25 protein-coding genes and 1 pseudogene are annotated in these 25216 nt (G+C 72.4%); 15 read left to right on the forward strand and 11 right to left on the reverse strand.

Going from position 1 to position 25216, the window contains the following annotated elements:
* The first annotated feature begins 35 nt into the window (after positions 1-35).
* On the forward strand, positions 36-974 hold the full coding sequence (locus tag OG453_RS40885) for an aminoglycoside phosphotransferase family protein (RefSeq protein ID WP_266873783.1): 939 nt from the start codon (positions 36-38) through the stop codon (positions 972-974).
* Between the two features lie 50 nt (positions 975-1024).
* Here the strand turns inward: OG453_RS40885 and OG453_RS40890 are convergent, their stop codons facing one another.
* Positions 1025-1678, reverse strand: coding sequence for a TetR/AcrR family transcriptional regulator (locus OG453_RS40890; protein WP_266873784.1), 654 nt, complete (start codon positions 1676-1678; stop codon positions 1025-1027).
* Between the two features lie 145 nt (positions 1679-1823).
* Here OG453_RS40890 and OG453_RS40895 point away from each other — a divergent pair, with 145 nt between their 5' ends.
* Entirely contained in the window at positions 1824-2189 is a 366-nt protein-coding gene (locus OG453_RS40895; protein WP_266873785.1) for a hypothetical protein, read from the forward strand.
* Between the two features lie 34 nt (positions 2190-2223).
* A complete protein-coding gene (locus OG453_RS40900; RefSeq protein WP_266873786.1) occupies positions 2224-2859 on the forward strand; it encodes an SRPBCC family protein in 636 nt (211 codons plus the stop codon).
* Positions 2860-2883: 24 nt separating this feature from the next.
* Here the strand turns inward: OG453_RS40900 and OG453_RS40905 are convergent, their stop codons facing one another.
* Entirely contained in the window at positions 2884-4368 is a 1485-nt protein-coding gene (locus tag OG453_RS40905) for an alpha/beta hydrolase (RefSeq protein WP_266873787.1), read from the reverse strand.
* Positions 4369-4490: 122 nt separating this feature from the next.
* Here OG453_RS40905 and OG453_RS40910 point away from each other — a divergent pair, with 122 nt between their 5' ends.
* Complete coding sequence (locus OG453_RS40910) at positions 4491-4958, forward strand: hypothetical protein (protein WP_266873788.1); 468 nt, start codon at positions 4491-4493, stop codon at positions 4956-4958.
* An 86-nt stretch (positions 4959-5044) separates the two neighbouring features.
* Here the strand turns inward: OG453_RS40910 and OG453_RS40915 are convergent.
* Positions 5045-5194 (reverse strand): annotated as a pseudogene (locus OG453_RS40915) (IS5/IS1182 family transposase); the annotation flags it as partial.
* Positions 5195-5271: 77 nt separating this feature from the next.
* Between OG453_RS40915 and OG453_RS40920 the strand changes: the two are divergent.
* Entirely contained in the window at positions 5272-5856 is a 585-nt protein-coding gene (locus OG453_RS40920) for a GNAT family N-acetyltransferase (RefSeq protein WP_266873789.1), read from the forward strand.
* Between the two features lie 4 nt (positions 5857-5860).
* Here the strand turns inward: OG453_RS40920 and OG453_RS40925 are convergent, their stop codons facing one another.
* On the reverse strand, positions 5861-6703 hold the full coding sequence (locus tag OG453_RS40925; protein WP_266873790.1) for an aldo/keto reductase: 843 nt from the start codon (positions 6701-6703) through the stop codon (positions 5861-5863).
* A gap of 37 nt (positions 6704-6740) precedes the next feature.
* Positions 6741-7157 carry a helix-turn-helix domain-containing protein gene (locus OG453_RS40930; RefSeq protein WP_266873791.1) on the reverse strand — a complete coding sequence of 139 codons (417 nt, stop codon included), beginning with the start codon at positions 7155-7157 and terminating at the stop codon, positions 6741-6743.
* A gap of 134 nt (positions 7158-7291) precedes the next feature.
* Here OG453_RS40930 and OG453_RS40935 point away from each other — a divergent pair, with 134 nt between their 5' ends.
* A complete protein-coding gene (locus tag OG453_RS40935; RefSeq protein WP_266873792.1) occupies positions 7292-8416 on the forward strand; it encodes a hypothetical protein in 1125 nt (374 codons plus the stop codon).
* Here OG453_RS40935 and OG453_RS40940 read toward each other — a convergent pair.
* A complete protein-coding gene (locus tag OG453_RS40940) occupies positions 8413-9270 on the reverse strand; it encodes an SDR family NAD(P)-dependent oxidoreductase (RefSeq protein WP_266873793.1) in 858 nt (285 codons plus the stop codon). The genes OG453_RS40935 and OG453_RS40940 overlap by 4 nt on opposite strands.
* A gap of 119 nt (positions 9271-9389) precedes the next feature.
* Between OG453_RS40940 and OG453_RS40945 the strand changes: the two genes are divergently transcribed.
* A complete protein-coding gene (locus OG453_RS40945; RefSeq protein ID WP_266873794.1) occupies positions 9390-10058 on the forward strand; it encodes a hypothetical protein in 669 nt (222 codons plus the stop codon).
* Positions 10059-10082: 24 nt separating this feature from the next.
* Here the strand turns inward: OG453_RS40945 and OG453_RS40950 are convergent, their stop codons facing one another.
* Entirely contained in the window at positions 10083-11192 is a 1110-nt protein-coding gene (locus OG453_RS40950; protein WP_266873795.1) for a HAMP domain-containing sensor histidine kinase, read from the reverse strand.
* Positions 11185-11880 carry a response regulator transcription factor gene (locus tag OG453_RS40955; RefSeq protein ID WP_266873796.1) on the reverse strand — a complete coding sequence of 232 codons (696 nt, stop codon included), beginning with the start codon at positions 11878-11880 and terminating at the stop codon, positions 11185-11187. The genes OG453_RS40950 and OG453_RS40955 overlap by 8 nt, the downstream gene beginning before the upstream one ends.
* 87 nt (positions 11881-11967) lie before the next feature.
* Between OG453_RS40955 and OG453_RS40960 the strand changes: the two genes are divergently transcribed.
* From OG453_RS40960 to OG453_RS40975, 4 genes are all read left to right on the forward strand, one after another.
* Entirely contained in the window at positions 11968-12561 is a 594-nt protein-coding gene (locus OG453_RS40960) for a M15 family metallopeptidase (RefSeq protein WP_266873797.1), read from the forward strand.
* A 23-nt stretch (positions 12562-12584) separates the two neighbouring features.
* Positions 12585-13697 carry an endonuclease/exonuclease/phosphatase family protein gene (locus OG453_RS40965; RefSeq protein ID WP_266873798.1) on the forward strand — a complete coding sequence of 371 codons (1113 nt, stop codon included), beginning with the start codon at positions 12585-12587 and terminating at the stop codon, positions 13695-13697.
* 105 nt (positions 13698-13802) lie between these two features.
* Entirely contained in the window at positions 13803-14297 is a 495-nt protein-coding gene (locus OG453_RS40970; RefSeq protein ID WP_266873799.1) for a MarR family winged helix-turn-helix transcriptional regulator, read from the forward strand.
* Entirely contained in the window at positions 14294-14749 is a 456-nt protein-coding gene (locus tag OG453_RS40975) for a MarR family transcriptional regulator (RefSeq protein ID WP_266873800.1), read from the forward strand. The genes OG453_RS40970 and OG453_RS40975 overlap by 4 nt, the downstream gene beginning before the upstream one ends.
* 9 nt (positions 14750-14758) lie before the next feature.
* On the opposite strand, the gene OG453_RS40980 is transcribed toward OG453_RS40975, so the two are convergent.
* Complete coding sequence (locus OG453_RS40980) at positions 14759-16165, reverse strand: helix-turn-helix domain-containing protein (RefSeq protein WP_266873801.1); 1407 nt, start codon at positions 16163-16165, stop codon at positions 14759-14761.
* A gap of 310 nt (positions 16166-16475) precedes the next feature.
* Between OG453_RS40980 and OG453_RS40985 the strand changes: the two genes are divergently transcribed.
* Both OG453_RS40985 and OG453_RS40990 read left to right on the forward strand, forming a co-directional pair.
* Entirely contained in the window at positions 16476-17132 is a 657-nt protein-coding gene (locus OG453_RS40985) for a hypothetical protein (RefSeq protein ID WP_266873802.1), read from the forward strand.
* Complete coding sequence (locus OG453_RS40990) at positions 17129-17731, forward strand: hypothetical protein (protein ID WP_266873803.1); 603 nt, start codon at positions 17129-17131, stop codon at positions 17729-17731. Before OG453_RS40985 ends, OG453_RS40990 begins: the two co-directional genes overlap by 4 nt.
* Before the next feature lie 88 nt (positions 17732-17819).
* Here OG453_RS40990 and OG453_RS40995 read toward each other — a convergent pair whose 3' ends face one another.
* Positions 17820-21575 carry an ABC transporter ATP-binding protein gene (locus OG453_RS40995; protein WP_266873804.1) on the reverse strand — a complete coding sequence of 1252 codons (3756 nt, stop codon included), beginning with the start codon at positions 21573-21575 and terminating at the stop codon, positions 17820-17822.
* Between the two features lie 289 nt (positions 21576-21864).
* Here OG453_RS40995 and OG453_RS41000 point away from each other — a divergent pair, with 289 nt between their 5' ends.
* Positions 21865-22875 (forward strand): DMT family transporter, encoded by a 1011-nt coding sequence (locus tag OG453_RS41000; RefSeq protein ID WP_266873805.1) that lies wholly within the window; start codon positions 21865-21867, stop codon positions 22873-22875.
* Here the strand turns inward: OG453_RS41000 and OG453_RS41005 are convergent.
* The gene (locus tag OG453_RS41005; protein ID WP_266873806.1) at positions 22817-23902 is read right to left on the reverse strand and encodes a DUF5937 family protein; all 1086 of its coding nucleotides are present in this window, start codon (positions 23900-23902) and stop codon (positions 22817-22819) included. The genes OG453_RS41000 and OG453_RS41005 overlap by 59 nt on opposite strands.
* Before the next feature lie 99 nt (positions 23903-24001).
* Between OG453_RS41005 and OG453_RS41010 the strand changes: the two genes are divergently transcribed.
* Positions 24002-25180, forward strand: coding sequence for an MFS transporter (locus tag OG453_RS41010; RefSeq protein ID WP_266873807.1), 1179 nt, complete (start codon positions 24002-24004; stop codon positions 25178-25180).
* Positions 25181-25216: the final 36 nt, after the last annotated feature.

The following is a 25216-nucleotide window of genomic DNA, read 5'->3' on the forward strand; positions in this document are numbered from 1 at the left end:
CTCATGTGCGCGGCGCCGCGCGGACAATCAGCGCCATGAGCGAGTACGCAGTCGAGGTACAGCCCGTCGTACGCCGGAAGGCCATGAGCCTTGGAGGGTTCGGTGAGGCGTGGCTCCGCCGGCTTCCCGGGCTCGTGGAGGACTTGGCGCGGCGGTGGTCGATCAGCGTGGGCCCTCCACTGGCCGGGGGAACGTCCTCGTACGTGGCCCACGCGCGCACCCATGACGGCCGGGACGCGGTGCTCAAACTCGCCCTGCCGGAGGGCGACTTCGCTAGCCAAGTGCGCACCCTTCGGCTCGCGGAAGGACAGGGGTACGCGGAACTGCTCGCCCACGACGTCGAATGTCACGCGATGCTCCTGGAAGCCCTCGGGCCGCCGATGGACCGGCTCGGGCTCCCGCCCCGGCAGCAGATGGAGACGCTGTGCGCCTTGCTGCGGCGGGCCTGGCGTGTGCCTCGCGCGGAGGGGCTGACGGTGGATCCCGCGCTGGAGAAGGCGCGGGCGCTTGGCGAGCTGGTCGGGCGGCTCTGGGAGAGCCTTGGCCGGCCGTGTTCGGAGCGTGTCGTGGCGCGGGCGCTGGAGTTCGCCGAGCGGAAGGCCGCCGCGTTCGACCCCGACCGCTGCGTCGTCGTCCACGGCGACCCGCACGCGGGGAACGCGCTGCGCACCCTCGCTCCCCGGGCCGGGTCGGAGCAGGGCTTCGTCTTCGTGGACCCCGACGGGTCCCTCGCCGACCCCGCCTACGACCTCGGGGTGGTGCTGCGCGACTGGTGCCCGGAGCTGCTGGCAGGCGATGCCGCCGCCCTGGCCCGTTCGTACTGCGCGCTGCTCGCTGCCCGGAGCGGGGTGGCGGCGACGGCGATCTGGGAGTGGGGTTTCCTCGAGCGGGTGTCCACCGGGCTCTACGTCCTCGACTTCGGCGCCGAGGAACTCGGCAGGCCGTATCTCGACACGGCGGAGCTGCTGGCCTGACGTGCGGCGCACGCCCGCCGGTGCGAGGGGACGTCGTACCGCGCGTGACGTCAAGTGCGCCGCGCCAGCAGGTCGTCCAGTTCGGCCGCGAAGAGCAGGGCGGGGTCGAAGCCCATCCCGGCGAAGTGGCCCGCGAGTTCCAGGGACAGGACGCCGTGCAGCCGGGTCCAGAAGGACAGCGCCCGGTGGAGGGTCGCGGGCGGTGCGGGGTGGCCGCCTGCCCAGTCCCGGTGGTCTTCCAGGTGGGTGCCGAACGGCGTCGCGGGGCCGTCCGGGGCGAGCTCCGCGCAGGCGTCGAGCAGGGTGGCCATGATCTCGGAGGAGATGCCGGTGATGTCCTCGGGCGCGTGATAGCCGGGGACGGGGGTGCCGTAGATGAGGAAGTACCGGTTGGGGTCCTCAAGTGCCCAGTCCCGCAAGGCGTGTGCAAGGCCGGCCAGGTCGGCACCGTCCGCCGCGGCCGCGTGGACGGTGTCGGCGAGGCTTCGGTACGCGTCCCGGATGAGTTCGGTGATCAGCTCGTCGCGGCCGGCGAAGTAGCGGTACAGGGCGGGTCCGCTCATGCCCATCTGCTTGGCGATCGCATTGAGGGAGAGCGCGGACGCCCCCGCCGCGGCGATCTGCTCCCACGCGCGCTCCTTGACCTCGGCCCGCACCTGGGTGCGGTAGCGCTCGCGCGGGGTCTGCGCGTCCGTCTTCGCCATGGTCTGCCACCTTCCCCGCCCATTTGGCTACAGCTTCAAGATTTAGTTAGAGATTATCACGCAAACCGTTGACGGCCTGGCCCGTGACGAGTTACAACTTCTAACGACCACGTGAAGCTGTAACGCCACGGATGAGGAGAACGTCATGGCAACCACGGTCGAGTCACGCCCCACCCGCGCAGTCCGGCGCGTTCCGCTGCCGGTGACCGTCTCCGCCTGGGCGGTCCCCGTCATGGTGGTCGGTCAGTTCGCCCTGGTCGCAGGCGTCCCGGTCGTGATCGCGGTGGCCGGCGCGCTCCGCCGCGTCCCCGACCGGGCAGTGCGGCGGGCGGCCACGCCGGTCGCCGTCGCCTTCGCGATCCCGCTCGCCGTATGGCTGACGCGGCCCTCCGCGGGAAGTGCCGCGAGGGTGCCGTCGCTCGTCTGCGGCTGTGTCGTGGCTGGCCGCGCAGTTCCCCGCGCCCCTTCGGGGCACACCCGAACCGCACCGGACTTCGCCATAGCCGCTTAGCAACCAGCAACCAGCAACCAGCAAGGAGACCTCCATGTCCCGGATCCGCAGCACCAGCATCCGCGCCGCCCTGTTCACCGTCCCGCTCGCCGTCGCCGGTGTCCTCGGCACCGCCGCCGTGCCCGCCGGAGCCACCCCGCACCCCGGCAAGTCGCTCACCTGCCGCGGAGAGGGCGTCGATCCCAAGGCCGACGTCCGGTACCGGACCGAGAAGGTGATTCACGCGCCGCTGAGCACCATCTGGAAGCTGCAGACCGATGTGGAGCGCTGGCCGTCCTGGCAGGCCCCGGTCACGTCCGTGGAACGCCTCGATCACGGCCCCCTGCGGAAGGGCTCGGCGTTCCGGTGGACGACCCCGATACCGCCCAACCCCGCGACTCCCGCCACCAGTCTGGACATCACCTCGACCGTCGAGCAGCTCAAGCGCGGCTCCTGCATCCACTGGACCGGCCCCGGGATCGCCGAGGGACTGCGCATCGACGGTGTTCACGTATGGACCTTCACGAAGGTCGAGGGCGGTGTCCTCGTACGCACCGAAGAGACCCACACCGGGGACCAGGTCGAGGCGGACGTCCCCGCCGCGACCGAGATCCTCCGCCAGGGTCTCGAAGGCTGGCTCGGCGACTTGAAGACCACCGCCGAGGCCCGCACCGGTCACCGGCAGCGCTGAACCGCGCCGGTCGCGACAGCCGCTCTAGTCGCAGTACTTGTCCCGCCCCGGCCGCTCCCCCGTCGCCAGGTAGTGGGAGACGGTCCGGTCGCCGCACGCGTTGCCGTTGGCGAGGTAGGCGTCATGGCCGGTGGAGTCGACGGTCACCATGGTGGCGCGCTCGCCGAGGGCGGCGCGGAGTTTCAGGGCGCCGCCGAGCGGGGTGGCCGGGTCGCGTTCGTTCTGAACGAGCAGGATGTTGGAGGGGCCGGTGTCGGTGATCCGGACCGGCGCCTCCTTCGGCCGGTAGGGCCAGGCCGCGCACAGCATCGCATTGCGCGGCATCCCGGCGGTCAGCGGGAACTTGGCACGGCTTTCCGCAACTCCCTTCTCGTACGCGGCCGTTGACCTCGGCCACTCGATGTCGTTGCACAGGGTCGCGGCGCCGACCGAGACGACGTTCTGCAGCACTTCCTCGGGCGGTGCCGGGGGCGCGGGCGGCACGGTGCCCTTGCGTGCGGCGATGATCAGCTTGGCGAGGTCGGGGAAGTCGTCGGGGTCGTAGAGCGCGCTGAGCAAGGTCTGGCGCAGTGCGTTGCCATTGAGCTTCTCGGGGTTGGCGCCGGGCCAGGGGATCGGCTCGCGGTCGAGCTGCGCGGCAAGGCGCAGGAACATGGGGCGCACCTCGGCCGCCGTCCGGGCCAGGCGGTCCGGATTGCCGGGCGCCGCCGCCCACTTGGCGAACTCGGGGAAGGTGTCCTCGACCCCGGCCTCGTGCGCCGCGACCCAACCGCGGGAGACCCGCGTGTGATCGGGGTCGTCGTTGCTGTCGAGCACGACGCGGTCCGTGCGGTGCGGGAAGAGCTGGCCGTAGACGGCGCCGACGTACGTTCCGTAGGAGACGCCCCACGCGGAGATCTTCCGCTCGCCGAGCGCCGCCCGGATGCGGTCGAGGTCGCGGGCCTCGTTGGCGGTGCTGATGTGCCGGATGAGATCGCCGCCGTTGCGCTCGCAGGCGTCCGACATGCGCCGCGCGGCGGTCATGTTCTCCGTGATGGACCCGTCGGCGCCCGGCCAGGGGCGCAGTCTCGATGTCGCGAGGTCGCCGTGTTCGAAGCCGCAGCTGACCGGGGTGGAGCGGCCGAGCCCACGGGGATCGAGGCCGATCAGGTCGTACGCGTCCCGCACGTCCTGCGGCAGCTTCTGCCCCTTGCCCGAGGGGTTGTCGATGCCCGATCCACCGGGCCCGCCGGGGATCAGGAACAGGGCTCCGCGGCGCGCCTCCGGCTTCTCACTGGGGATCCGCGAGACGGCGATGTCGATCTTCTTGCCGTCGGGGTCGGAGTAGTCCATGGGGACCTCGACGGTCGCGCACTCCTGGCGCGGGTCGAGGCGGCTCCCCTCGCACTTCTTCCAGTCAAGAGGTGTGCGAGCAACGGCAGTTGAGGCTGTCGCGGTCAGCGGCGCGGTGAGGCTGAGGACGGCGGCCGATGCGGCGAGCAGGGCGGCGTTTCGCGTTGACTTCTTCATGGGCAACAGCCTTGTCGTCACTCCCCTGGCGCCACATCCTCCTGACTGGCCGTCGCGCGTCAGGGTTTGCCCCGGTGGCACCCCTAGGAGGTGTCTCTTGGGCCGCGTGGGATTCTGCCGGGATGGATACATTCACGGCCCGGCTGGACAGCGCATGGGAGTGGTGGGCGGCCGCCATCGAGGAAGCGCAGGAGGGGCGCTGGGTTCGTGATGCCGTGGAGCGGCAGGTGGTGGCGGACATCATGGCCGCGACCAATGCCCTGCACGGAGGTCGGCCGGCGCCGTTCACCGAGGACTCGTGGCACGTACGCATTGGGCGGATCGCCAATTGGGCCGGGGTGCTCCGGCTTGCCGCCCGGGCAGGGGGGTGGGAACTCGAACCCGTCGTCGGGCGCAGTCCGAAGGGCCCTGCGGGTATGGCCGCGCTGCTGTCCGGCATCTATGCGATCGGCGGGCAGGGCGAGAAATGGATGACGCAGCTTCTTCGAGAGCGTCGGATACCACCGGAGAAGGAGATCGCCCAGGCCGAGGGTTTCCTGACCGGGCCGGGGTCCATGGAGGATCTCGAACTGTTCTTCTGCGACAGCTGATCGTCATCCCTGCTCGGTCGGCACCGCGCCCAGATGAGGACGGCGGCGAGGTGGAGTGCGGCCTGGGGGGGCGACGGCCCGCTCATCCGCCTGCGCGGGACGCCTGCGCGGGACGCATACGCGCGGTCCGCCAGGACGGCATCCGTGTTCCGTGAAGCGGGCCTGGTCGTCGGCCTTCCCTGCCCGCTTCGCGGAACACGGATACCTCCCATCACGGCCTCGAACGCCGGTGCATCGCCCGCCTGACGGCAGGCCCCGCCAGGGCGAGCATGTGCGGTACTTCCAACGGCCTGGGGGCACTACCGTCGGCTCCATGACCGGCCCAGACTCCCCGACCCCACAAGGCGCCCCGAAGATCACCTGGCGCAGGCTCGCCGAGCGTGACTTCCCGCTGCTGCGGCAGTGGCTGCTGCAGCCGCACGTCGCACGGTGGTGGAACCACGAGACCTCTCCCGAGGCGGTGGCGCGTGACTTCGGTCCCGCGGCGCGCGGGGACGAGCCGTCCGAGGACCTGCTCATGCTGCTCGACGGCGAGCCGTTCGGTCTCGTACAGCGCTGCCGCCTCGCCGACTACCCCGAGTATGTGGCCGAGTTGGTGGACCAGGCCGAGGTGCCGGCGGGTGCCGTGTCCATCGACTACCTCATCGGTGACCCCCGCCGGGCCGGCCGCGGCCTTGGCACGCTCATGCTCCGGGCGGTCATCGAGGCCACCTGGAGCGACCATCCCGACGCGACGGCGATGCTCGTCCCGGTCCACGTGGGCAACCCCGCGTCCTGGCGCGCCCTGGAGAAGGCGGGCATGCGCCGCGTCGCCGACGTCGATCTCGAGCCGGACAATCCCGTCGACGACCGCGCTCACCACCTCTACCGGATCGACCGCCCCGCCGAGCAGCCGTAGCGGCTCACCGCGCCCCGATCCCGTCAAGGCGCCGCCACTGCTCGTCGCTGAGCCGGAGGCCTCCCGCGGCGACGTTCTCCTCCAGGTGGGCGATCGATGCGGTGCCCGGAATCGGCAGCACGACCGGTGAGCGCGCGAGCAGCCAGGCGAGGGCGATCTGCGCGGCCGTGGCGTCGAGTTCGGCCGCCACAGCGGCGATCTCGGCCGTGTCGGCCGATGCCGCGGGGTGCACCGGGCGCCAGGGCAGGAAGGCGATGCCCGCGGCGGCACAGGCGTCGAGCACGCTCTCGTGCTCGCGGTCGAGCAGGTTGTAGCGGTTCTGCACGCTCGCGACATCGACGGTCCGCCGCGCCTCCGCGAGCTCGTCGACGGTCACCTCGGACAGGCCGATGTGGCCGACCTTGCCGTCGTCCTGGAGCTCCCGGAGCACGCCGAGCTGATCGGCGAGCGGGACCTTCGGGTCGAGCCGGTGCATCTGGAGCAGCTCGATCCGCTCGGTCCGCAGCCGGCGCAGGGCCTGCTCGACCTGGTCCCTGAGGAACTCCGGCCGCCCGTTGATCTGTGCCTCCGCACCGGGAGCCGGCTGCTCGATGGCGACCTTGGTCGCGATGAGCACGTCGTCCGGGTACGGATACAGAGCCTCGGCCAGAAGCTCCTCGTTGGCGCCCCATCCGTACATGAACGCCGTGTCGATCAGCGTGACGCCCAGCTCGACGGCGCGCCGGAGCACCGCGATCGAGGCTTCCCGGGGCGCCCCGTGCTCGGTGGGCAGCCGCATCGCCCCGAACCCCAGCCGCCGTACGCCGATTTCGCCGCCGATGCGGAAGGTGCCGCTCGCTACTGTCATGTTTCTGTGTCCACCCCTCAGTGAACGCCCGACGTTATCAAGGGTGTTGAGCCGACGGCCGTTCCGCGGGCTCGTCGTAGTCGATGCGGGCCTGCTCGATCCGGTCCAGGTTGGCGGTGGACCACTCGGCGAGCGTGGCGAACAACGGGCCGAGGCTGCGCCCCAGTTCGCTGATCTCGTACTCCGCGCGCGGCGGCACTTCGGGGTAGTAGGTGCGGACGACGAGGCCGTCGCGCTCCAGCTGCCGCAGCCGCTGCGTCAGCACCTTGGGGGTGATCCCCTCGATGCCCCGCTCCAGCTCGACGAAGCGCTGGCGGCCGTACTCGTTGAGCGTCCAGAGGATCGGCGTGGCCCAGCGGCTGAAGACGATGTCGACGACGGGGCCGACGGGACAGACCTGCACACTCACCGGAGCGATCTTCGTCCGCGTCGATCGATTCGGTCTGGCACTCATAAGTCCCCCTCAGGGAAGTCACCTTCCTCAAGCCGCCCACCCTACCGACGCCCCGAATTACGCATACGCATGCATAGACACCGCACGGCGCCCGGTTCAGGGTGACCGGGCACCCATCCGAGGAAGGACTCTTCATGCGAAGACGCGCATTCGTCCGTGGACTTGCCGCCGCCGGCGCCGGGTTGGCCGTGCCCCTGCCGTCGGCCGGCGCCGCCACGGGACGGACATCGGCCACCGGACCGTTAGCCGCCGGCTCCTGGCAGGAGGTGCCCGCCCCGGCCGGGCAGGAGGCCGCCCATCTCGCCGCGGTCGCCGCCGCGGGGCCCGCGGCGGCCTGGGCCGTGGGCGAGCAGGGCCGCAACGGCGGCACCCTCGGCACCCCGGTCGCCCTCAGCTGGGACGGCTCCGCCTGGTCGCCCACCGACCTCTCCCACCTGACGTACAGCGGCGGTCTGCGCGCGGTCGCCGCGGGCCCGCCCGGCGGCGCGGCCTGGGCGCTCGGCACCGACACGGCGGGACACGACCAGCTCCTCGCCTGGGACGGCACGACCTGGCGGGAGACGGACTTCCCCGGCCGGGGCGAGCCGGGGACACGGCTCACGGACGTCGCGTCCGGCACCGACGGCGACTTCTGGGTGTCGGGGCGGCACGGCGACCGTGCCGGGCTGCTGCACGGCGACGGCCGGACATGGCGCTGGTGCAGTCCGCTGCCGGACGAGGCCGCGCCCACACCGACGGGCGTCCACGTCGCGCCCGGCGGCGATGTGTGGGTCTTCGGCGACATCATCGCCCGGTGGGACGGCGCCTGGACGGTGGTGCCACGCCAGCTCGGGATCCGCGCCTCGGTGAGCGGTCTGCTGCCGGTCGCGCACGACGACATCTGGCTGACCGGTTTCGCGTACGGCGTGGGCGGACCGCCCGGCAAGCCGCCCGGCGTCACGCTGCAGCACTGGGACGGCACGCAGTGGACCGACGTCAAGGCCCCGTTCGGCGTCGGCCTGTTGAGCGGCATCGTCGGGGACGCCGACGGCAGGCCGGACCGGATCGCCGGCTGGGACTTCTGGGACCAGAAGCGCGCCCACTATCTGCGGTGGGACGGCACGGCCTGGGTCAGCGAGCGGGGCCCGGAGACCGCCACCACCTTCATGCCGGAGGCGCTGACCCGGATCCCCGGCCCTGACGGCGGCTACTGGTCGGTGGGCACGACCTCCTCCGCGCCCTACCCACCGGCCCAACTCCGCATCGAGCGCTACTCCTAGCCCGCGTTCCCGGCCTGGCCCGCGTTCCCGGCCTGGCCCGCGCCCCCGCCGCGCGGCGCAATGCTGAAGTCGAACGCGGCCGTTCCGGGATCGACGGCCGTCACCCCTCCGTCGACGGTGAGCGTCGCACCGTTGACGAAGGAGGCGGCGGGCGAGAGCAGCCAGGTGATCGCCTCGGCGACCTCCTCCGGCTGCCCGGGGCGGCCCGCCGGGACCAGCCGCGTCGCCTCTTCGTACGCGGCGTCGGCGCCGCCGTCCCCGAGCCCGGCCTCCTCGGCGAACCGGTTCATCCGCCGGTCGGCCATCTCTGTGCGTATCCAGCTGGGGCAGACGGTGTTGGCGCGCAGGCCGTCCTTGCCGTAGTCGACGGCGAGGGACCGGCACAGCTGGAGCAGCGCCGCCTTGGACGTCGCGTACGCCGCGTTGGCCACGCCGTTGCGCAGCGCGGCGACCGAGGCGACGGCGACCACCGAGCCGCGCGCGTCAAGGAGGTGCGGCAGCGCGGCGCGCAGCAGTTGGAAGGGGCCGGTGAGGTTGGTGCGCAGGACCGCGTCCCAGTCCTCGTCGGAGATGTCGCCGACCGCTCCGCTGCGGCCGATCCCGGCGTTGAGCACCAGACCGTCGAGGCGTCCGTAGGTCTCGGTGGCCGCCTGGACGAGTCCCGCGACGGCCGCGGGATCAGCGGCGTCGGCGGGGTGGGCGAGCGCCCCGGTCTCCTCGGCGACGCGGCGCAACGGCTCGGGGCGACGCCCGGAGACGACCACCTCGTGCCCGGCCGCGCGCAACTGCCGGGCGGTGGCGGCACCGATGCCCGTCCCGCCACCCGTGACGATGACAACTCTGCGCTCTGTCATGCCTGTTCAGCCTCCGGAAACAGTCGTAACCAACATGACGCGATCATACGGAGCCGAGGCCGCCGACCGGCGGTGAGATCATGACGGCGGACAGCCGGGGAACGGGGAGAGGCAAGAACGTGGCCCAAGGGCGAGTGACGTACCACGTCAGATACGCGACGACGCCACCGATCGTCGTGAGCCTCGGCGAAGGCGAACGGCGCGAGGCGGCGCGCGAGATCGGCCGGCTGTGCCGTGACCCCGGCGCGCCCGAGCCCGCGCGGCGGCGCTCCGAGCGCGCCTTCCACATCGTGGCCGACGGGCAGGCCCCCATCGCGCGGGTGACGACCGAGCAACCCCTCGGCTCCCGCGTGAGCGGACGTGCCGGCGTCTACCGCGTCGAGGACCCGTACGGCGCACCGCTCGCCCGGATCACGCTCCGCCGCCGCCCGTTGCTGCGGTTCGGCCGTACGCAGTGGACCGTGGAGCCGGTCAACGGCCCTGCCCTGCGCGGCTATCGGGGACGTCTGCTGTGGTGGGCGGTGTGGTGGCCCATCGGCCTGCCGCTGAGCGTCGTGTGGGGCATCACGTCTCTGCTGGGCGAGGGCGACGGCGGTTTCGGGGCGCCGCGCCGGGTGATCTGGCGCGACCCGTCGGGCCGGGCGCGTCTGGTCTTCCGGGGTGTGGCGGACGAGTACCGGGTGCTCGGCGACGACTGGGACCCGCGCCTGGTCACCGCCCTGGTGGGCCTGCACCAGTCGTTCGACCCGTCGGAGGGTGGCGGCGCGTTGGGCTGGTACGAGCAGTGAGGGTGCCCCTTGCGCCCTGATTCCTCACCTGTCGGCGTGCGGGGATGCCGCGGGCAGCTCCACAGTGATGCGGATCCCGCCGGTGGGACGTGGGGTGAGGGTGAGGGTGCCGTCGTGTGCCTGGGCGATGGTTTTGACGATCGCCAGACCGAGGCCGACGCCCGCGTGGTCGGTGTGGATGCGCTCGGTCCCGCGCTGGAACGGTTCGGTGAGTGCTGAGGCCTGCTGTGGGGTGAGCTGCTCGCCGGTGTTTTCGACCGTGAGCGCCACGGTCTTGGGGCGGACGGTGGTGGTGACCCACACGGCGCCCTCTTCCGGCAGGTTGTGGACGATCGCGTTGTGCACGAGGTTCGTGGTCAGCTGCAGCAGAAGCGCCTGCGATCCGGTCGTGGGGGTGATGTCACCGCGGGTCTCGATGGTGACGTCGTGTTTTTCCGCGAGGGGCAGAAGTGTCTCGGTGGCTTCCTCCGCCATGAGGGACAGGTCGACGCGCTCCCGGGTGAAGGAGCGTTGGTTGGCGCGGCTGAGCAGGAGCAGCGCCTCGGTGAGGTCGATCGCCCGGGTGTTGACGGTGTGGAGGCGGTCGATGACCTCGCCGGTGTCGTGGTCCGGGTCGGCGCGGGCCGCGTCGAGAAGTGCCTTCGAGATCGCCAGTGGGGTGCGCAGCTCGTGCGAGGCGTTGGCCGCGAATCTCTGTTGCTCGGCGACGTGCGCTTCGAGCCGGGCGAGCATCGCGTCGAAGGCGTCGGCGAGTTCGCGGAACTCGTCCTTGCGGCCCGGCAGCCGGATCCGGTGCGAGAGCGATCCGTGCGTGGCCATGCGGGTGGCGTCCGTGATGCGGGTCAGCGGGGCGAGCATGCGTCCTGCGAGGATCCACCCTCCGACGAGACCGAACACCAGCAGGAACACCAGTACGGCGGCCGCCCTCGGAGCGAAGACGTCAAGGAGGACGGACCGGACGGGAAAGACACCGTCGGGCCTGTCGTCGGGGTTGATGAGCGTCGCGCGATTGGGGACGTACCGCAGGAGGAACACCCACACCGCCGCGAGCAGCAAGGCGCCTGCCACCATGAGGAATCCGGCGTAGCTGAGGGTGAGTTTGAGGCGAACGCTCCGCCCAGGTGCCCTATCCACGCTCGCCTCCCTCGGGTCCGGTCTCCGGCTGCGTGTCGATGCGGTAGCCGACGCCCGGCACGGTGGCGATGATCCAGGGTTCGCCGAGACGCTTGCGCAGTGCCGAGACGGTGATCCGCACGGCGTTGGTGAACGGGTCGGCGTTCTCGTCCCACGCGCGCTCCAGGAGTTCCTCGGCGCTGACGACACCGCCTTCGGCAGCGACGAGGACGTCGAGCACGGCGAACTGCTTCCGGGTGAGCGCGACATAGCGGTCGTCGCGGTAGACCTCGCGGCGGAACGGATCAAGGCGCAGGCCCGCGATCTCGCGCACGGGTGGCCGGGTGTGGGCGCGCCTGCGGTCGAGCGCCCTGAGCCGCATGACGACCTCTCGAAGCTCGAACGGTTTGGTGAGGTAGTCGTCGGCGCCGAGTTCGAACCCGGAGGCCTTGTCGTCGAGCCGGTCGGCCGCGGTGAGCATGAGGATCGGCATGCCGCTGCCGGAGGCGACGATGCGTTGGGCGATCTCGTCACCGGAAGGGCCGGGGACATCGCGGTCGAGGACGGCGATGTCGTACGCGTTGATGCTCAGCATTTCCAGAGCGGTGTCGCCGTCACCCGCGATGTCGGCGGCGATCGCTTCCAGGCGAAGGCCGTCGCGGATGGCATCTGCCAGATAGGGCTCGTCCTCGACAATCAGCACACGCATGTCATCAAGGCTACGAGCCGGGGCATATCGCCGACGTATCGAAAACCGCATACGGGCCGGCAACATCGCGCTGCCTTGACTGGCACCATGACTCGAACCCCACCAGCAGCACGAACGCCGAACCGCCGGATACCGAACCGCCGGCTTCGATGGCTCCTTGCCGTCGGCCTGGCAGTCGTCATGGCGGTGATCGCCGCGGCCCTCGTCCACCAGGTGCCGAAGCTCTCGTCCTCCTCGGCCCGCTCGTCGCTCTCCCCTCCCTTGTCCTTAGACGACTCGAGTCCGGCCGTGACCAACCTCGATCCAGGTCTGCTCAAGGCCCTCCGCCAGGCCGCGACGGCCGCCGCGGACGACGGGGTCGAGTTCCACGTCAACAGCGGCTGGCGCTCCCCGGAGCACCAGAATCAGCTCCTTCGCGAGGCGGTCTCCAAGTACGGGTCCGAAGAGGAGGCCGCTCGCTGGGTGGCCACCGCGGAGACGTCGCCGCACGTGTCGGGCGACGCGGTCGACATCGGGCGCTCCGATGCGACGGCGTGGCTGTCCGAGCACGGTGCCGAGTACGGGCTGTGCCAGATCTACAAGAACGAACCCTGGCACTACGAACTGCGCACCGACGCGATCGACCGTGGTTGCCCGCGGATGTACGCCGACCCCACCCAGGACCCGAGGATGCAGCAGTGACCGGCAGTGAACGAGGACAGACGATGACGCGGACGAGCACGGCGGGCGCTGCCGACACTGCGAACGCGGCGGACACGACAGTTACGGCAGCCACGGCGGAGACAGGACAGGGCGGCTCCGGCACCTGGCGCACGCGCATCCGCCGGGCGATCCGCGCCTTCTCCCGCCCGGAGCCCTGGAAGCGCGGCCCGCTGCTCGCGGCGACGGCGCTGCTGCTCGGTCTGCTCCTGCTGCTGCACCCGCGGATCCCGAACCGGATCGGGGGCATCGGCAGCCTGGTGGAGTCCCTCCTGCCGTGGCTCGGCCTGTTCGTCCCCGTGCTGCTGGCCGCGGGGCTCTGGCGACGCTCCGCCTCCGCGGTGGTCGCGCTGCTGCTGCCGGTTGCGGTGTGGCTGAACCTCTTCGGCGGGCTGCTCACCGACAAGTCCCACTCGGGCGGCGACCTCACCGTGGTGAGCCACAACGTCGGCGCCGAGAACCCCGACCCGTCCGGCACCGCCCGCGACCTGGCCGCCTCCGGTGCGGACCTGCTGGCGCTGGAGGAGATCACCCCGCGGGCCCGTGGCGCGTACGAGAAGGAACTGGCGAAGACCTACCCGCACCACACGGTGCAGGGCACGGTCGGGCTGTGGAGCAAGCTGCCGCTGTCGGACACGCGGCCGGTCGACACCCAGCAGGACGTCGGGCCGCTGGGTGACACCAAGCCGGCCGATGTCAAGCTGGCCTCCAACCGGGCGCTGCGCACCACGGTGGCCACGGACCAGGGGCCGCTCGCGGTGTACGTGGCCCACCTGGGGTCCGTACGCGTGATGCCCAGGAGCGGCTTCTGGACGGAGAGCCGGGACCGCAACGCGCAGGCGCTCGCCGAGGCCGTCGCCGCCGAGCGGAACGAGCGGGTGGTGCTGCTCGGCGACCTGAACGGCACCACGGACGACCGCGCGTTCGCCGGCATCACCTCGCGGCTGCACTCGGTCCAGGACGCGGCCGGGGACGGCTTCGGCTTCAGCTGGCCGGCGAGGTTCCCGGTGGCGCGGATCGATCAGATCCTGGTCAGGGGCGTGCAGCCGGCGAGCGCGTGGACCCTGCCGGCCACCGGCAGCGACCACTTGCCGGTGGCGGCCGGAATCAGCTGGTGAACATCGCGTAGAGCCGCCGGAAGCCGCCGGAAGCTTCCGGACCCGGCCCGCATCCGAACTCGAAATTAGTAGCCATGGACATAGTAGCCATGTACTCTATTTGCCATGAGCAAGGCTTCACCGGGTCCCACGCCCGGCTTCCTGGTATGGCGACTCGCCAACAAGTGGCGCGTCGCGGTCGATCGCGCGGTCGCTCCACTGGGCCTCACCCACGCGCAGTACTCACTGGTCGCCTCGCTGTACGGCATGCAGCGCACCGGCGAGCGGCCCAGCCAGCGCCGGCTCGCCGACCACACCGGCCTGGAGGCGCTGTACGTATCGAAGCTGGCGCGTGCGCTGGAGTCGGCCGGGCTGATCGAGCGCACCCGGGATCCCCGCGATCCGCGTGCCGTCCAGCTGGCCCTCACCGAGCAGGGCCAGGCCGTCACGCGGCAGGCCATCTCGGTGGTCCAGGAACTGCTTCAGCAGTTGCTGGAGCCGCTCGGCGGGCTCGACGCCGAGCGGACGCGCGCGTTCACCGACGAACTGAAGACCCTGCTCGACGCACCTCTCGCTCCATCCCGACCGAACGACGAGAGCACTCAGGGGACACCACCATGACCACCACCGCATCCACCACCGCACCTGTCGCCAACGCACGCGACCTCGCCCTGGCCCACTACGCCGCCCGGGGCGTCCTGGAGCACGTCCTTGCCCGGCACGGCATCACGTACCAGCAGCAGATCGCGCTGCGCGCCGCCATCACCGCCGACGGCCCGCAGACGCCGGACGAGCTCGTCGCCCAGGTCCGGGGCTCCCTCAAGGCCGATCCTGCCGACATCCGCGTCACGCTCGACGAACTCCTCGCCAAGCGGCTGCTGGCCGTGGACGGCGCGCACCTTCGCGCCACGGATGCGGGGCGCGAGCTGACCGCCGCCGTCGGCGCGGAGACCGCACCCGTCTCCGCCCGTATCTGGGGCGGAATACCCTCCGACGACCTGGTCGCCGCGGGCCGCGTCCTCGCCCTGGTCACCGAGCGCGCCGACGCGGAGCTCGCGGCACTGGCCGACTGACCGGGCCGCTCAAGGGAGCATCCGGGCGAACAGCCGGGTCAGCGGGTGGAAGCGGTAGCGGCCCGGCGCCCGCGACTCCAGGAACTGCACGTCGAGCAGCTGCTCCAGGATCACCTCGGTCGCCGACGGCGCGCCGCCCGTGGTCGCTGCCGCCTCCGCCACCGTCAACTCGCCCTGTTCCAGGGCCAGTAGCGGCAGCGCGAGAGCCGCCGCCCGGCCGGTGGGACCGCGGGTCAGCAGCTCTCTGTGGCCCGCTTCCAGGGCCGCACGCATGTCCAGGTCCGCGAAGGACAGCTCCGCCAGGCGGCGCGCGGGGTCGGCGAGCCGCCCCGCGAGTTCCCGCGCCGGCCAGCGGGGGCGTGCCGCGAGGCGGGCGCCCGCGATGCGCAGGGCCAGGGGGAGGTGACCGCAGTGGCGCGCGATCGCCTCGGCGGCGTCACGTTCGGCGCCCAACCTCCCTTGCCCCGCCCAGAGTTCGAGCACCGCGATGGACTCGGGGGGCCGCAGCGGTGTCAGGTGGAGGTGGTTCGCGCCGTTCAGGGCGGCGAGGACACCGAGGCTGGTGACCAGGACCGCGCAGCCGTGCGCCGCGGGCAGCAGGGGGCGAACCTGGGCGGCGTCGCGGGCGTTGTCCAGGACGATCAGGACCCGGCGCTCGGTGAGCAGCGTGCGGTAGGCCGCCGCCGCGTCCGCCGCGCGGCACGGATACAGCCTCGGCGCACCCAGCGCGCAGAGGAATCGCCGCAGGACGTCGGCGGGCGGAACGGGACGCTCGTCGTGGCGTGAACCCCGCAGGTCGGCATAGAGCTGACCGTCGGGGAACCGGTCGGCGAGCCGATGGGCGGCATGCACGGCGAGCGCCGACTTGCCGACACCGCCGGGCCCGTCGAGCGCGACCACGACGGGGCCGCCGCCCCGCGGCCCCGGGCGGAGCACGTCGAGCGCGTCCAACTCCCATCCACGGCCCAGGAGTTCAGGGACATCCGCGGGCAGCTGGCGCGGGGCGGGCGGAAGCGGTCCCGCGTCGTCCGTGCCGGGTGAGCCCGTGCGTCCGCCCACGGCAAGGCGGGAGCGGCGCGCCTCCTCCACGCGGTCGCGGGCCGTCGCGAGGAGCCGCAGTTCGCGGCCGGTCGCGCCGAGCAGCTGGACCAGTGTGTCGAAGCGGTCCGTCGGCGGAAGGGTCTTGCCCGCGAAGTAGTCGCCGATCACCCCGTGCGCCCAGCCCGTACGCGCCGCGAGCTGCCGGTAGGTGAGCTGGGCGCCGCCGTTCCTGCGCGCCGCGCGCCTGCGCAGCTGGCGCAGCAACGCCGCCAGCGCGTCCGTCGTGTCCACGTGGTCCACCGGGCCGACGCCTGCCGACGTCTCCCGCAGTCCCCCGTCCGGCGGGTGTTCCGCCGCCCCCGTCGTCTCAGACACCGTTCGCACCCTCCGCACCGGCTCGCGCCGGCGACGCCCTGTGACCGTCGCCTGGCCGAGGCCATCCGGATCTGTCCGGTGGTGCCCGACTTGGCGGACCGCCCCCAGGGGCTCGTTGCGAACATCCGACTACCGCTCGGATCCCGCGTATCGGCGACCGGGCACCGCACCGGCTGTCACTACGGCATTCGTGGAATGCCGTCCGCCGGTTTGGTGCCGCTTCCCGCCGGGTGCCGGACACCGGGCGCCGCAACACCGCACGACCGACGTCGGAGAACCGGCGCCGGACATCCAAGGAGGCACGACCTATATGAGTAGGGTCTGCAACAAAGCCCCCAACCTGCCTGACGGCAGCGTGGCCGAACAAGCTCTGTACCAGCGCGTGGACGGGCCCATCGCCACCGGTTCGGCCCACTTCATGCGGGCGGGCAGTGAGCTTCACCTGATGCACTCCGACCTGGAGCTCAACGACGTGCGCCAGGCCGCCCTGCGGGTGCGCTGCGCCGCCGCCGCGGTCCAGGCCGGGCTCGTGGAGTACCGCACGTCCCACCGCGCCGCCCAGGAACTGGGCTTCTACCCGGTCCACGACGAGCGGCTGCGGGCCGCGGGCGGCGGGTCCGCCCCGGTGCGCGAGACGCTCGGCACGGCGCGGGACGCGGACCTTGTCCAGCTGGACAGGGCCGCCATCGAGGCCATCGCGCTCCGCTACGAAGAGGGCGGGGACGAGGCGGCGTTCGGCCACTTCGTCACCGCGCTTTCCGCGTTCTCGGCGGACCTCGACGGCTTCGCGGCATCCGCCGACGAGGCGGGTCCCGCCGACTGGCAGCGCGTGGCCTGGCAGTTGCTCACCGCGTTCGACCGCATCCGGATCTACGGCCAGGCACTGGCCGTCATCAACATCCTCGGCATGACTCCCGGCGCCGTCGCGGTCGTCGGCGCCGGAAACGGAAGGAGCGACAGGATATGAGCGCCGTCTGCAACAAGTACCTCAGCCTCAGCGCGGAGGACCTGCGCGACAAGAAGCAGCTGGCGCAGGCAGCGGGCACCGAACTGACCGCGGCCAGCAGCGAGGTGTGCCGGGCGCTCGAACTCGCCGAGCACGGCGACGGTCTTGCCGCCGCCTCGGTGTACGCCGCCGCCGCGAAGGACCGGCTCGGCGCCGCCGCCCGGATGCTGGCCCAGGTGGCCGACATCCTCGCGACGGGCACCCTCACCCCGGAGACGGCCGCGTGGGCCAGCAGGCTCGACTACGACCGGCTCTACCGCTCGGGCATCAGCCTCGGCCAGGTGCCGCACTCGGCCGAGCTGTGGCAGGAGTTCACCTGGCAGGCCAGGACGGGCGGCCCGCTGGGCATCTGCCACGACATGCGCGAGCGCACTCTCGCCGTGGCCGTGCTCATCGGTGACTGGCTGGAGCGGACCGACGACCCGGCCGCGGACACCGCGCTGACCCGGATCCAGTCCGCGATGGCCGACCTGGCCGCGTACGCCCAGATCGTGGCCTTCGCCAACAAGGTGGAGCCCCGCGACCCGGCGTGGGTGGTGCCGCAGGGCGCCGCCGCGTAGCCGTCGGTGGGCAGAAAGCCCGTAGGCAGTCCGCGGGTGGAAACAGGAGGAGCGCCGGCCCGGGCCGGCGCTCCTTTCCGTGTGCCCGTCAGCGGTAGGCGCGCGCCTGGATTCCGTACATCTGCGCGTACAGTCCGCCTTGGGCGAGGAGTTCGTCGTGCCGGCCCGTCTCGGCGACCCGGCCCTGGTCGAGTACGACGATGAGGTCGGCGCCCCGCACGGTCGAGAACCGGTGCGAGACCAGCAGCGTGACCGTGCCCGGATCACCGCCGTAGGGCCAGGGGCGGCGCGCGGCCTCGATGTACCGCTCGAAGATGACGTGCTCGGTCTCCGCGTCCAGGGACGCGGTCGGCTCGTCCAGGATGCGCAGCAGGGGTGCCGGACGCATCAGGGCGCGCGCCAGCGCCAGCTTCTGCCACTGGCCCGTCGACAGATCGACGCCGCGCTCCCAGCGGCTGCCCAGCTGGGTGTCGGGGCCGTCCGGCAGGGTGCCGGGCAGGTCGGCGGCGCCGGCCCGGTCAAGAGCGGCCGCCACGGTCCGCGGGTGGTCGATGCGCGGCAGATCACCGATGCCGACCGTCTCCCGGAGCGTGAACTCGAAGCGTACGAAGTCTTCGAACGCGGCGCCGATCCGTTCGCGCCACCGCTCCGGGGCGAGGGCGTCGATGCGGACCCCGTCGAGCGTGATCCGGCCCCGCGTCGGCTCGTACATCCGGCACAACAGCTTGACCAGGGTGGACTTCCCGGAGCCGTTCTCACCGACAAGGGCCACCACTCCCCCGGCCGGCAGCAGCAGTTCGACGTCGTGCAGCGTGGCCGCCGCGGTGCCCGGATAGCGGAAGGAAAGACCTTCGACGGCGATGCCCTGCCGCAGCCTCGAAGGCACCGGCGCCCATGCGGTACCCGAGTCTGCGGTCGTCGCCGGCGCGAGGCTCGCCTGATCCGCGTACGCGCGCAGCCAGCGCAACCGCTCGGCGCTCTGCAGGAGTTCGACGACGGCGCCCGTGGCCTGCACGAGTCCGCCGACATGAGCGGTGAACCTTCCGGCAAGGACGACGGCGAGCAGCACGGCACCCAGGCCGGTGTGTCCGGTCACCGCGAGATGCACGACGAAGGCGACCGCGCCGATCAGGCCGATCGAGTTGAGCAGTCCGGCCGCGCAGCCGATCGCGGTGACCCGCCACTGCGCCCGGCTCTTCACCCCGTCCGCGCGGCTGCGCAACTCCCTTACCCTGGCCCACAGTTCGGGCCCCGCGTCGAAGACGCGCAGCTCCTTGCCCGCCGCCGGCGAGGTGGCGAGGCGGGCGAGGCGCGCGGCGAGCCGGTAGTCGGCCGCCGTCGCCTCCTGGGAGCGGGCGATGACGCCGCGGGCGGAGATCTGCAGACGCAGGGCGATCGCCCCGATGAGCGGAAGGACGAGCAGGGCCGGGTGGACGGTGGCGAGGAGCGCGGCGGTCACCAGGAAGCCGCCGAGCTGTTCGAGCAGGTTGAGCACCCAGTTGAGCAGCGCGCCCATGGCCAGGGTGCGGTCGCGCAGCAGGTGGAGCCGGTCCTGGAAGGCGGGTGACTCCTGGTGGCGCAGCCCGGGAATGCCCGCGGCGAGCCGGGCCAGGAGACGGTCGAAGGCGAAGCCCACCCGCTCGCTGAGCCCGATCCTTGCCCCGATGGCGGCGAGTTCGACCGCCTCCCACACGCCGAGGCTCACCACGAGCAGGAGCGCCGCCGTCACCGTGGATTCAAGCAGCTCCTGTTGCGCGCCCTCGGCCATGGACCTCAGCCACAGGGCCTGCAGGGCGGCGAGTCCGGCAGCGGCGGGCACGAGCAGCAGTCCGAGCACGGCGAGTTTCCAGGACTCCCGGAAGGACTCGACGACCAGGGTGCGCAGCGCGTCGAGCACATCGCGCCAACCGCGTCCGGAGACCTCGGGGACGTCGCATCCGGCGGGGCCTTCCGCCACGGCAGGCGGTGCCGCCCGGGGTGCACGGTCGGCAGCGACACCGTCCCGCAACTCGGCATCGTCGAGTCCGCTGTCACCGTCGACGAATCGCTCCGCCTGCAGCCGGTACATCCGGGCGTACCTGCCGCCCGACGCCATCAACGCGTCGTGCGTGCCGCTCTCCACGATCCGCCCGCCGTCCATGACATGGATGAGATCGGCCTTGCGTACGCCCGAGAAGCGGTGCGAGACCAGGATCGTGGTGGCGCCCCCGCTCACCGTGAGGAACCGGTCGAAGAAGGCGGCCTCCGCGCGCGCGTCGAGATGGGCGGTGGGCTCGTCGAGCACGAGCACGGCCCCCGAGCGTGCGGCAAGCAGCGCGCGGGCGAGCGCGACCCGCTGCCACTGGCCCGCGGACAGATCGGCGCCGCCGGCGAACTGCCGGGAGAGCACGGTGTCCCAGCCCGCCCCGAGCGTGCGGGGCAGCTCGGCGCCGTCGGCCAGTTCCAGGGCGCGCTGCAGGGCGCCTTCCAGGGCGCGCGGGTCGCCGCCGGTGTCCGCGGCGCCGATCGCCACGTTGTCGCGCAGCGTCAGCGGATACTTCACGAAGTCCTGGAAGACGACGGAGATTCCCCGGCGCCACTGCCGTGCGTCGCACTCCCGCACGTCCGCGCCGTCCACGGTGATGCGCCCGGCGTCCGGCTCGTACAGCCGCGCTAGGAGCTTGATCAGCGTCGTCTTGCCGCAGCCGTTCGCCCCGACGATCGCCACGGACGTCCCTGCCTGGATCTCCAGGTCGAGGCCGCGCAGCACGGGGGGTTTGTCCGTGCCGGGATAGGCGAAGTCCACCGACTCGAAGGCGATGCGGCGGCGCACCTCCGTCGCCCCGCCGCTCGTGTGCCCCTTCCGGGCGCCGTCGGCGGTCCCCCGCCGCTCAAGGGCGGCAAGCGACCGCAGGCCAAGGAGCGCATCGCGCACCATGAGGTCGTCATCGCCGATCCAGCCGAGCGCGGGCAGGGCGAGCGCCGCCTGGACGCTGATCACGAGCTGGGTGAGGCTCAGGTCGCCGCGCGCGGCGGCGAACGCCGCGTACCCGAGGACCACGCCCTCCGCGAGCACCACGAACCCGACCGCGCCATAGGCGCGCCGCGCGGCCGTCCCGCGGGTGGCCCACACCCTGGCCATGCCCGACTGCCAGACGGCCGTCATCCGGTCGGCGAGCCAGTCACCGAGCCCGAAGACACGTATCTCCTTGGCGGGCTCGGGATCCACGGCGAGTGACCGCAGATAGCCCGCCCTTCGGATCACCTCGCCGGCCGCCTCCATGCTGCCGTGCACCTGGCGCGACAGACGCAGATAGGAGCGGTAGGTCAGCACCGCGGCGAGCCCGAGCAGCGGCGGCGCCCACCATGCCAGCGGCGCCAACAGGACGAGCAGGCCGATCCCTTCGAGCCGGGGACGCACGATCTCCGGCAGCAGGGCGGCGAGTTGGTCAGGCCGGGTGCCCGGCTCGGTGGCCAGGCGCAGCGTATCGGCGTAGCCCGGCTCCTCGAGGTGTCCGATGCCGTCCGGCCCCGTCCCGGCGGCGATGGCCCGGTCCTCCACCACGCCGGCCGCCCGGAGCCGCAGCACCGCCGCGAGCCCGCCCTCCAGGGCGCGCAGTCCCGTACGTACGAGAATCAGCGCCGCGAACACGGTGGGGACGACCCCGGCGTGCCGGGCCTCGGCCGACCCGGCGCCCGCTTCCACGGCTCCGGGCAGCGCGCCCACGAGCCGCCCGGTCGCGACCACGACGAGCGGGCCGGTGAGCGCCCCGCAGACCACGGTCAGGGCGAGTGCGACGGTGTGCCGGGGCCCGGCCCGCCACAACAGCCGCACCGCTGCCGTCCATTCCTGCCCTGTACGCATACCGGTCTCCTGAGCCGCGCCGCCATTGGGAGCCCGATGCTCACAGAGGCCCAGGGCGGCCGGTCGACGGTCCCGGCCGCGACCGGACGCAGCCGGTCGCGGGGGGGGTGTGCGCCTGCCGTCGCGGCCTGCGCCGAGGTGGGACCCGCCGTCTCGTCATCCGGCCCGCCCTGCCCGATGGCGAGCTGATCGGTTAGAAAGGTATGGACCCGGCCGCCGCTCCCCGATGCGGGCGCCTCCGGGACGCCGCTCCACCCACCGTCGAAGCCCACCCAGAGGTCGTACACACATGCCCGCCGCCGCAGCCCCCTGGCTGCTCCTCGCCGTCTTCTCCGGCACCCTGATCTCCCTGCAGGCCCGCATCACCGGGGAGCTCGCCGCCGGGCTCGGCGGTGACGGTTTCGCCGCCGCGGTGATCTCGTTCGGCTCAGGGTTCGCGGTGCTGGCCCTCGGTCTCCTTGTGCTGCGAAAGCCCCGCCGTGGCGCGGGCCTGGTGCTCTCGGACGTACGCGGCGGGCGGCTCAAGTGGTGGCAGGTGCTCGGCGGATTCGGCGGTGCGGCCTTTGTGCTCACGCAGGGGCTGACGGTCGGCGCGCTCGGCGTCGCCCTGTTCACGGTCGCGATCGTCGCGGGCCAGGTCACAGGAGGGCTGCTCTTCGACCGGATGGGGCTCGGGCCCGCCGGACCGCAGCGGCCCACGCGGCGCCGGGTCGTCGGCGCGGTGCTGGTGCTCGCGGCCGTGGGTCTGTCGATGGCGGACAAACTGGGCGGCGGGTTCCCGTACGCCATGCTGTCGCTCCCGCTGGTGGCGGGCGTCTGCGTGAGTTGGCAGCAGGCGGTCAACGGGCATGTGAAGAACGCCGCGGGATCCGCCTACACGGGAACGTTCTTCAACTTCCTCGCGGGTACCGGCGCGTTGAGCGCCGTCTTCCTGGTGCACGCCGTGGCGACGGGGCTTCCCTCCCGCCTGCCGGCCGAGCCGTACCTCTATCTCGGCGGTCTGGTCGGCATCACCTTCATCACCATCGCGGTCGCCACGGTGCAGAAGCTCGGCGTCCTGGTGCTCGGACTGTGCACGATCACCGGCCAGTTGGTCGGTTCCCTCGCCCTCGACCTGCTGCTGCCGCACGGTGACACGCGCGTCACGGCGGCCACGGTCGCGGGCGTCGTGCTCGCGCTCGCGGCGGTCTCGGTCGCGGCGCTCTCGGGTACGCGGACGAGCCGGGTCGTCGCCACGGCCCCTAACGCAGCACGGCCGACAGCAGATCCGTGCCCAGCGTCGTCATCGCGGGCAAATTGAGGGTGTAGCGGATGTAGCGACCCTGCCGTCGGGCCGTCAGCAGGCCGGCACGGCGCAGTACGGCGAGGTGGCGGGAGACCTCCGGGGCCGTCAGCTCCCAGGCGTGGGCCAGTTCGCCGGTGGTGTGCGGGCCGCGGGCCAGGGTGCGCAGGAGGCGCAGCCGTATCGGATGGGCAAGCGCCTCAAGGCGCAGCCCGACCGTCTCCAGCGATACCGGCACCGGCGGGTTCGGCTCGGCCACGGGGTACTGCACCACCGGCTGCCACCCGGGCGTGTGGACCACCGCCAGGTGTGGACTGCCGAAGACACTGGGGATGAAGGTGACCCCGCTGCCGTGGGCGGCGGTCGCCTTGTCCTGGAGCTTGTCCACGGTGATGTGGTCGCCGTCCGGTGCCAGGGTGAGCGCGCCGGAGACCGACGCGAGTGCCGCCGCCAGGCCCTGGCGCTTCAGCAGATCGTTCTTCACGCGCAGGTCGGTGGCGAGCTGTACGGCGACGCCCGCCCAGGCGGCGTCGAAGAAAGCCCCGGCGCACAGTTCCAGGCTGTGGCGCACCCGTGCCCGCACGGCGGCGGGGTCCGCGAGCAGCCGTTCCACGAAGGCCTCTTGGCGCGGGCCGCGGGCCTGGGCCAGGTCCAGGGCCCGCTCGCGCGCGGTCGCGTCGGTGAGCGGCGACGGCACGGCGAGGGGGACCCGGTTGCTGCCGCAGGTGGTGATGAGCGCGGCGGTCACATACGTTTCGTCGTCGATCCGGTCCACGTCGTCCAACTCCTCGGCGAGGCTCGGCCGAGGCCGGGCCGGGAGCAGGAAGTCGGCCTGTGAGGACCGCCAGAGGAACTCCGACTCGCGCAGCCGCTCGGCGAGCTCCGGCGCCAGGCCGGCCCAGACGTCCGCGGCCCAGTCGGCGAGCCGCGGATGATGCCCGGGTTCGGCAAGGACGTGCAGCATCGCGGTCAGCTCGGCCAGCGGGGAGGTCGCGAACCGCACGTGCTCGGACGGCAGGCCGGTGATGTCGATGCGCAACGTCATCCCTTCATCATCGCTGGCCGCACGGCCGGTGAAGACGTGGGTTGACGGAGTCCGTCAACCCACGTGCCCCATCGGGCGGCCGACCGCACGGTGTGCTCCATGCCCACCACCACCAAGATCCGCCCCCGCGCCCTCGTCCGTGCGTCCGGAGGCCCCCGCTATGCCGCCGCCCTGGCCGTGGACGCGCTCGGCACCGGCCTGCTGCGGCCCTTTCTGCTGCTCTACGGCGTGACGGTGCTTCGACTTTCGGCCCCGGCCACCGGCATCGCCATGACGGCCGGCATCGTCGCGGGCCTGGTGTGCATGCCCGCGGTGGGCCGCTGGCTTGACCGGGGCGCACGCAGCACGGTCGTGGCGGCGTCGATGCTGGTGCGGGTCGCCGGCGTGGCGCTGCTCCTCGCCACCCCGGCAGGCCACGTCTGGCTGTTCGCGACGGCCGCGCTGCTCCTCGGCATCGGCAACCAGGCCTGGCCGGCCGCCCACGCGGCCCTCGTCGCCACGGTCGCCCACGGCCGGGAACGCGACGCCGCGCTCGCCGGAGGCCGCGCTCTGCGCAACGCCGGCATGGGCGTGGGCGCGCTCATCGCCACCGCATGCCTGGCGGGCGGCAGCACCGCCCTGCAGGCGCTGGCCGCCGTCACGGGTCTCGCCTATCTCGCCGCGGCGGCCTTGGCGTGGTCGGTCCACCTGCACGCGCGCCCGGCTGCTGCCCCCGCCGAGGCCGACGGCCCCGCACCTCGGATGGGCACGCTGCTTGCCGCCAATGTGGTCTACGTCTTCTGCCTCAACGTCCCCGAAATCGCGCTCCCCCTGGTCCTGGTGACGCAGTTGCACGCATCGCCGGTCTGGTCGGCGGGCATCTTCGTGGCCAATACGGTCCTGGTGGTCACCCTGCAGGTACCGGTCACCGTCCTGCTGTCCCGCTACTCCCGGCGGACCGTCCTGGCTCTCGGCGGAGTGGTGCTCGCCGCCTCCTACCTCGGCTTCCTCGCGGCCACCTCGCCGGGACACGGCTGGGGCGCCCCGGCCGTCGCCGCCGTGTCCGTGCTCTGCACCATCGGCGAGATCATCTACGCGGGCAGCGCCACCGCCCTCGTCACCGCCCTCGCCCCGGCCCATGCCCTGGGGCGCACCCTCGCCCGCTTCGAGCTCTCCACGGGCTTCGGCCTCGCCGTCTCCCCGGCGGTCATCACCGCTCTGGCACCCCACGGCCCGACCGCCCTTTGGGGCAGCCTCGCCGCTGCGACACTCCTCTCGGCCGGTGCCGTTGCCCCATAGCCAGGTACGGGAGATGCCGAGCGCCTCTTCGGCGCG

The organism is Streptomyces sp. NBC_01381, assembly GCF_026340305.1.
Taxonomy (GTDB): Bacteria; Actinomycetota; Actinomycetes; order Streptomycetales; family Streptomycetaceae; genus Streptomyces.

Bases quoted from the DNA above. Each gene is read 5' to 3' on its own strand.
- OG453_RS40885 (WP_266873783.1), top strand. From the start codon at position 36: ATGAGCGAGTACGCAGTCGAGGTACAGCCCGTCGTACGCCGGAAGGCC.
- OG453_RS40890 (WP_266873784.1), bottom strand. From the start codon at position 1,678: ATGGCGAAGACGGACGCGCAGACCCCGCGCGAGCGCTACCGCACCCAG.
- OG453_RS40895 (WP_266873785.1), top strand. From the start codon at position 1,824: ATGGCAACCACGGTCGAGTCACGCCCCACCCGCGCAGTCCGGCGCGTT.
- OG453_RS40900 (WP_266873786.1), top strand. From the start codon at position 2,224: ATGTCCCGGATCCGCAGCACCAGCATCCGCGCCGCCCTGTTCACCGTC.
- OG453_RS40905 (WP_266873787.1), bottom strand. From the start codon at position 4,368: ATGAAGAAGTCAACGCGAAACGCCGCCCTGCTCGCCGCATCGGCCGCC.
- OG453_RS40910 (WP_266873788.1), top strand. From the start codon at position 4,491: ATGGATACATTCACGGCCCGGCTGGACAGCGCATGGGAGTGGTGGGCG.
- OG453_RS40920 (WP_266873789.1), top strand. From the start codon at position 5,272: ATGACCGGCCCAGACTCCCCGACCCCACAAGGCGCCCCGAAGATCACC.
- OG453_RS40925 (WP_266873790.1), bottom strand. From the start codon at position 6,703: ATGACAGTAGCGAGCGGCACCTTCCGCATCGGCGGCGAAATCGGCGTA.
- OG453_RS40930 (WP_266873791.1), bottom strand. From the start codon at position 7,157: ATGAGTGCCAGACCGAATCGATCGACGCGGACGAAGATCGCTCCGGTG.
- OG453_RS40935 (WP_266873792.1), top strand. From the start codon at position 7,292: ATGCGAAGACGCGCATTCGTCCGTGGACTTGCCGCCGCCGGCGCCGGG.
- OG453_RS40940 (WP_266873793.1), bottom strand. From the start codon at position 9,270: ATGACAGAGCGCAGAGTTGTCATCGTCACGGGTGGCGGGACGGGCATC.
- OG453_RS40955 (WP_266873796.1), bottom strand. From the start codon at position 11,880: ATGCGTGTGCTGATTGTCGAGGACGAGCCCTATCTGGCAGATGCCATC.
- OG453_RS40960 (WP_266873797.1), top strand. From the start codon at position 11,968: ATGACTCGAACCCCACCAGCAGCACGAACGCCGAACCGCCGGATACCG.
- OG453_RS40965 (WP_266873798.1), top strand. From the start codon at position 12,585: ATGACGCGGACGAGCACGGCGGGCGCTGCCGACACTGCGAACGCGGCG.
- OG453_RS40970 (WP_266873799.1), top strand. From the start codon at position 13,803: ATGAGCAAGGCTTCACCGGGTCCCACGCCCGGCTTCCTGGTATGGCGA.
- OG453_RS40975 (WP_266873800.1), top strand. From the start codon at position 14,294: ATGACCACCACCGCATCCACCACCGCACCTGTCGCCAACGCACGCGAC.
- OG453_RS40985 (WP_266873802.1), top strand. From the start codon at position 16,476: ATGAGTAGGGTCTGCAACAAAGCCCCCAACCTGCCTGACGGCAGCGTG.
- OG453_RS40990 (WP_266873803.1), top strand. From the start codon at position 17,129: ATGAGCGCCGTCTGCAACAAGTACCTCAGCCTCAGCGCGGAGGACCTG.
- OG453_RS40995 (WP_266873804.1), bottom strand. From the start codon at position 21,575: ATGCGTACAGGGCAGGAATGGACGGCAGCGGTGCGGCTGTTGTGGCGG.
- OG453_RS41000 (WP_266873805.1), top strand. From the start codon at position 21,865: ATGCCCGCCGCCGCAGCCCCCTGGCTGCTCCTCGCCGTCTTCTCCGGC.
- OG453_RS41005 (WP_266873806.1), bottom strand. From the start codon at position 23,902: ATGACGTTGCGCATCGACATCACCGGCCTGCCGTCCGAGCACGTGCGG.
- OG453_RS41010 (WP_266873807.1), top strand. From the start codon at position 24,002: ATGCCCACCACCACCAAGATCCGCCCCCGCGCCCTCGTCCGTGCGTCC.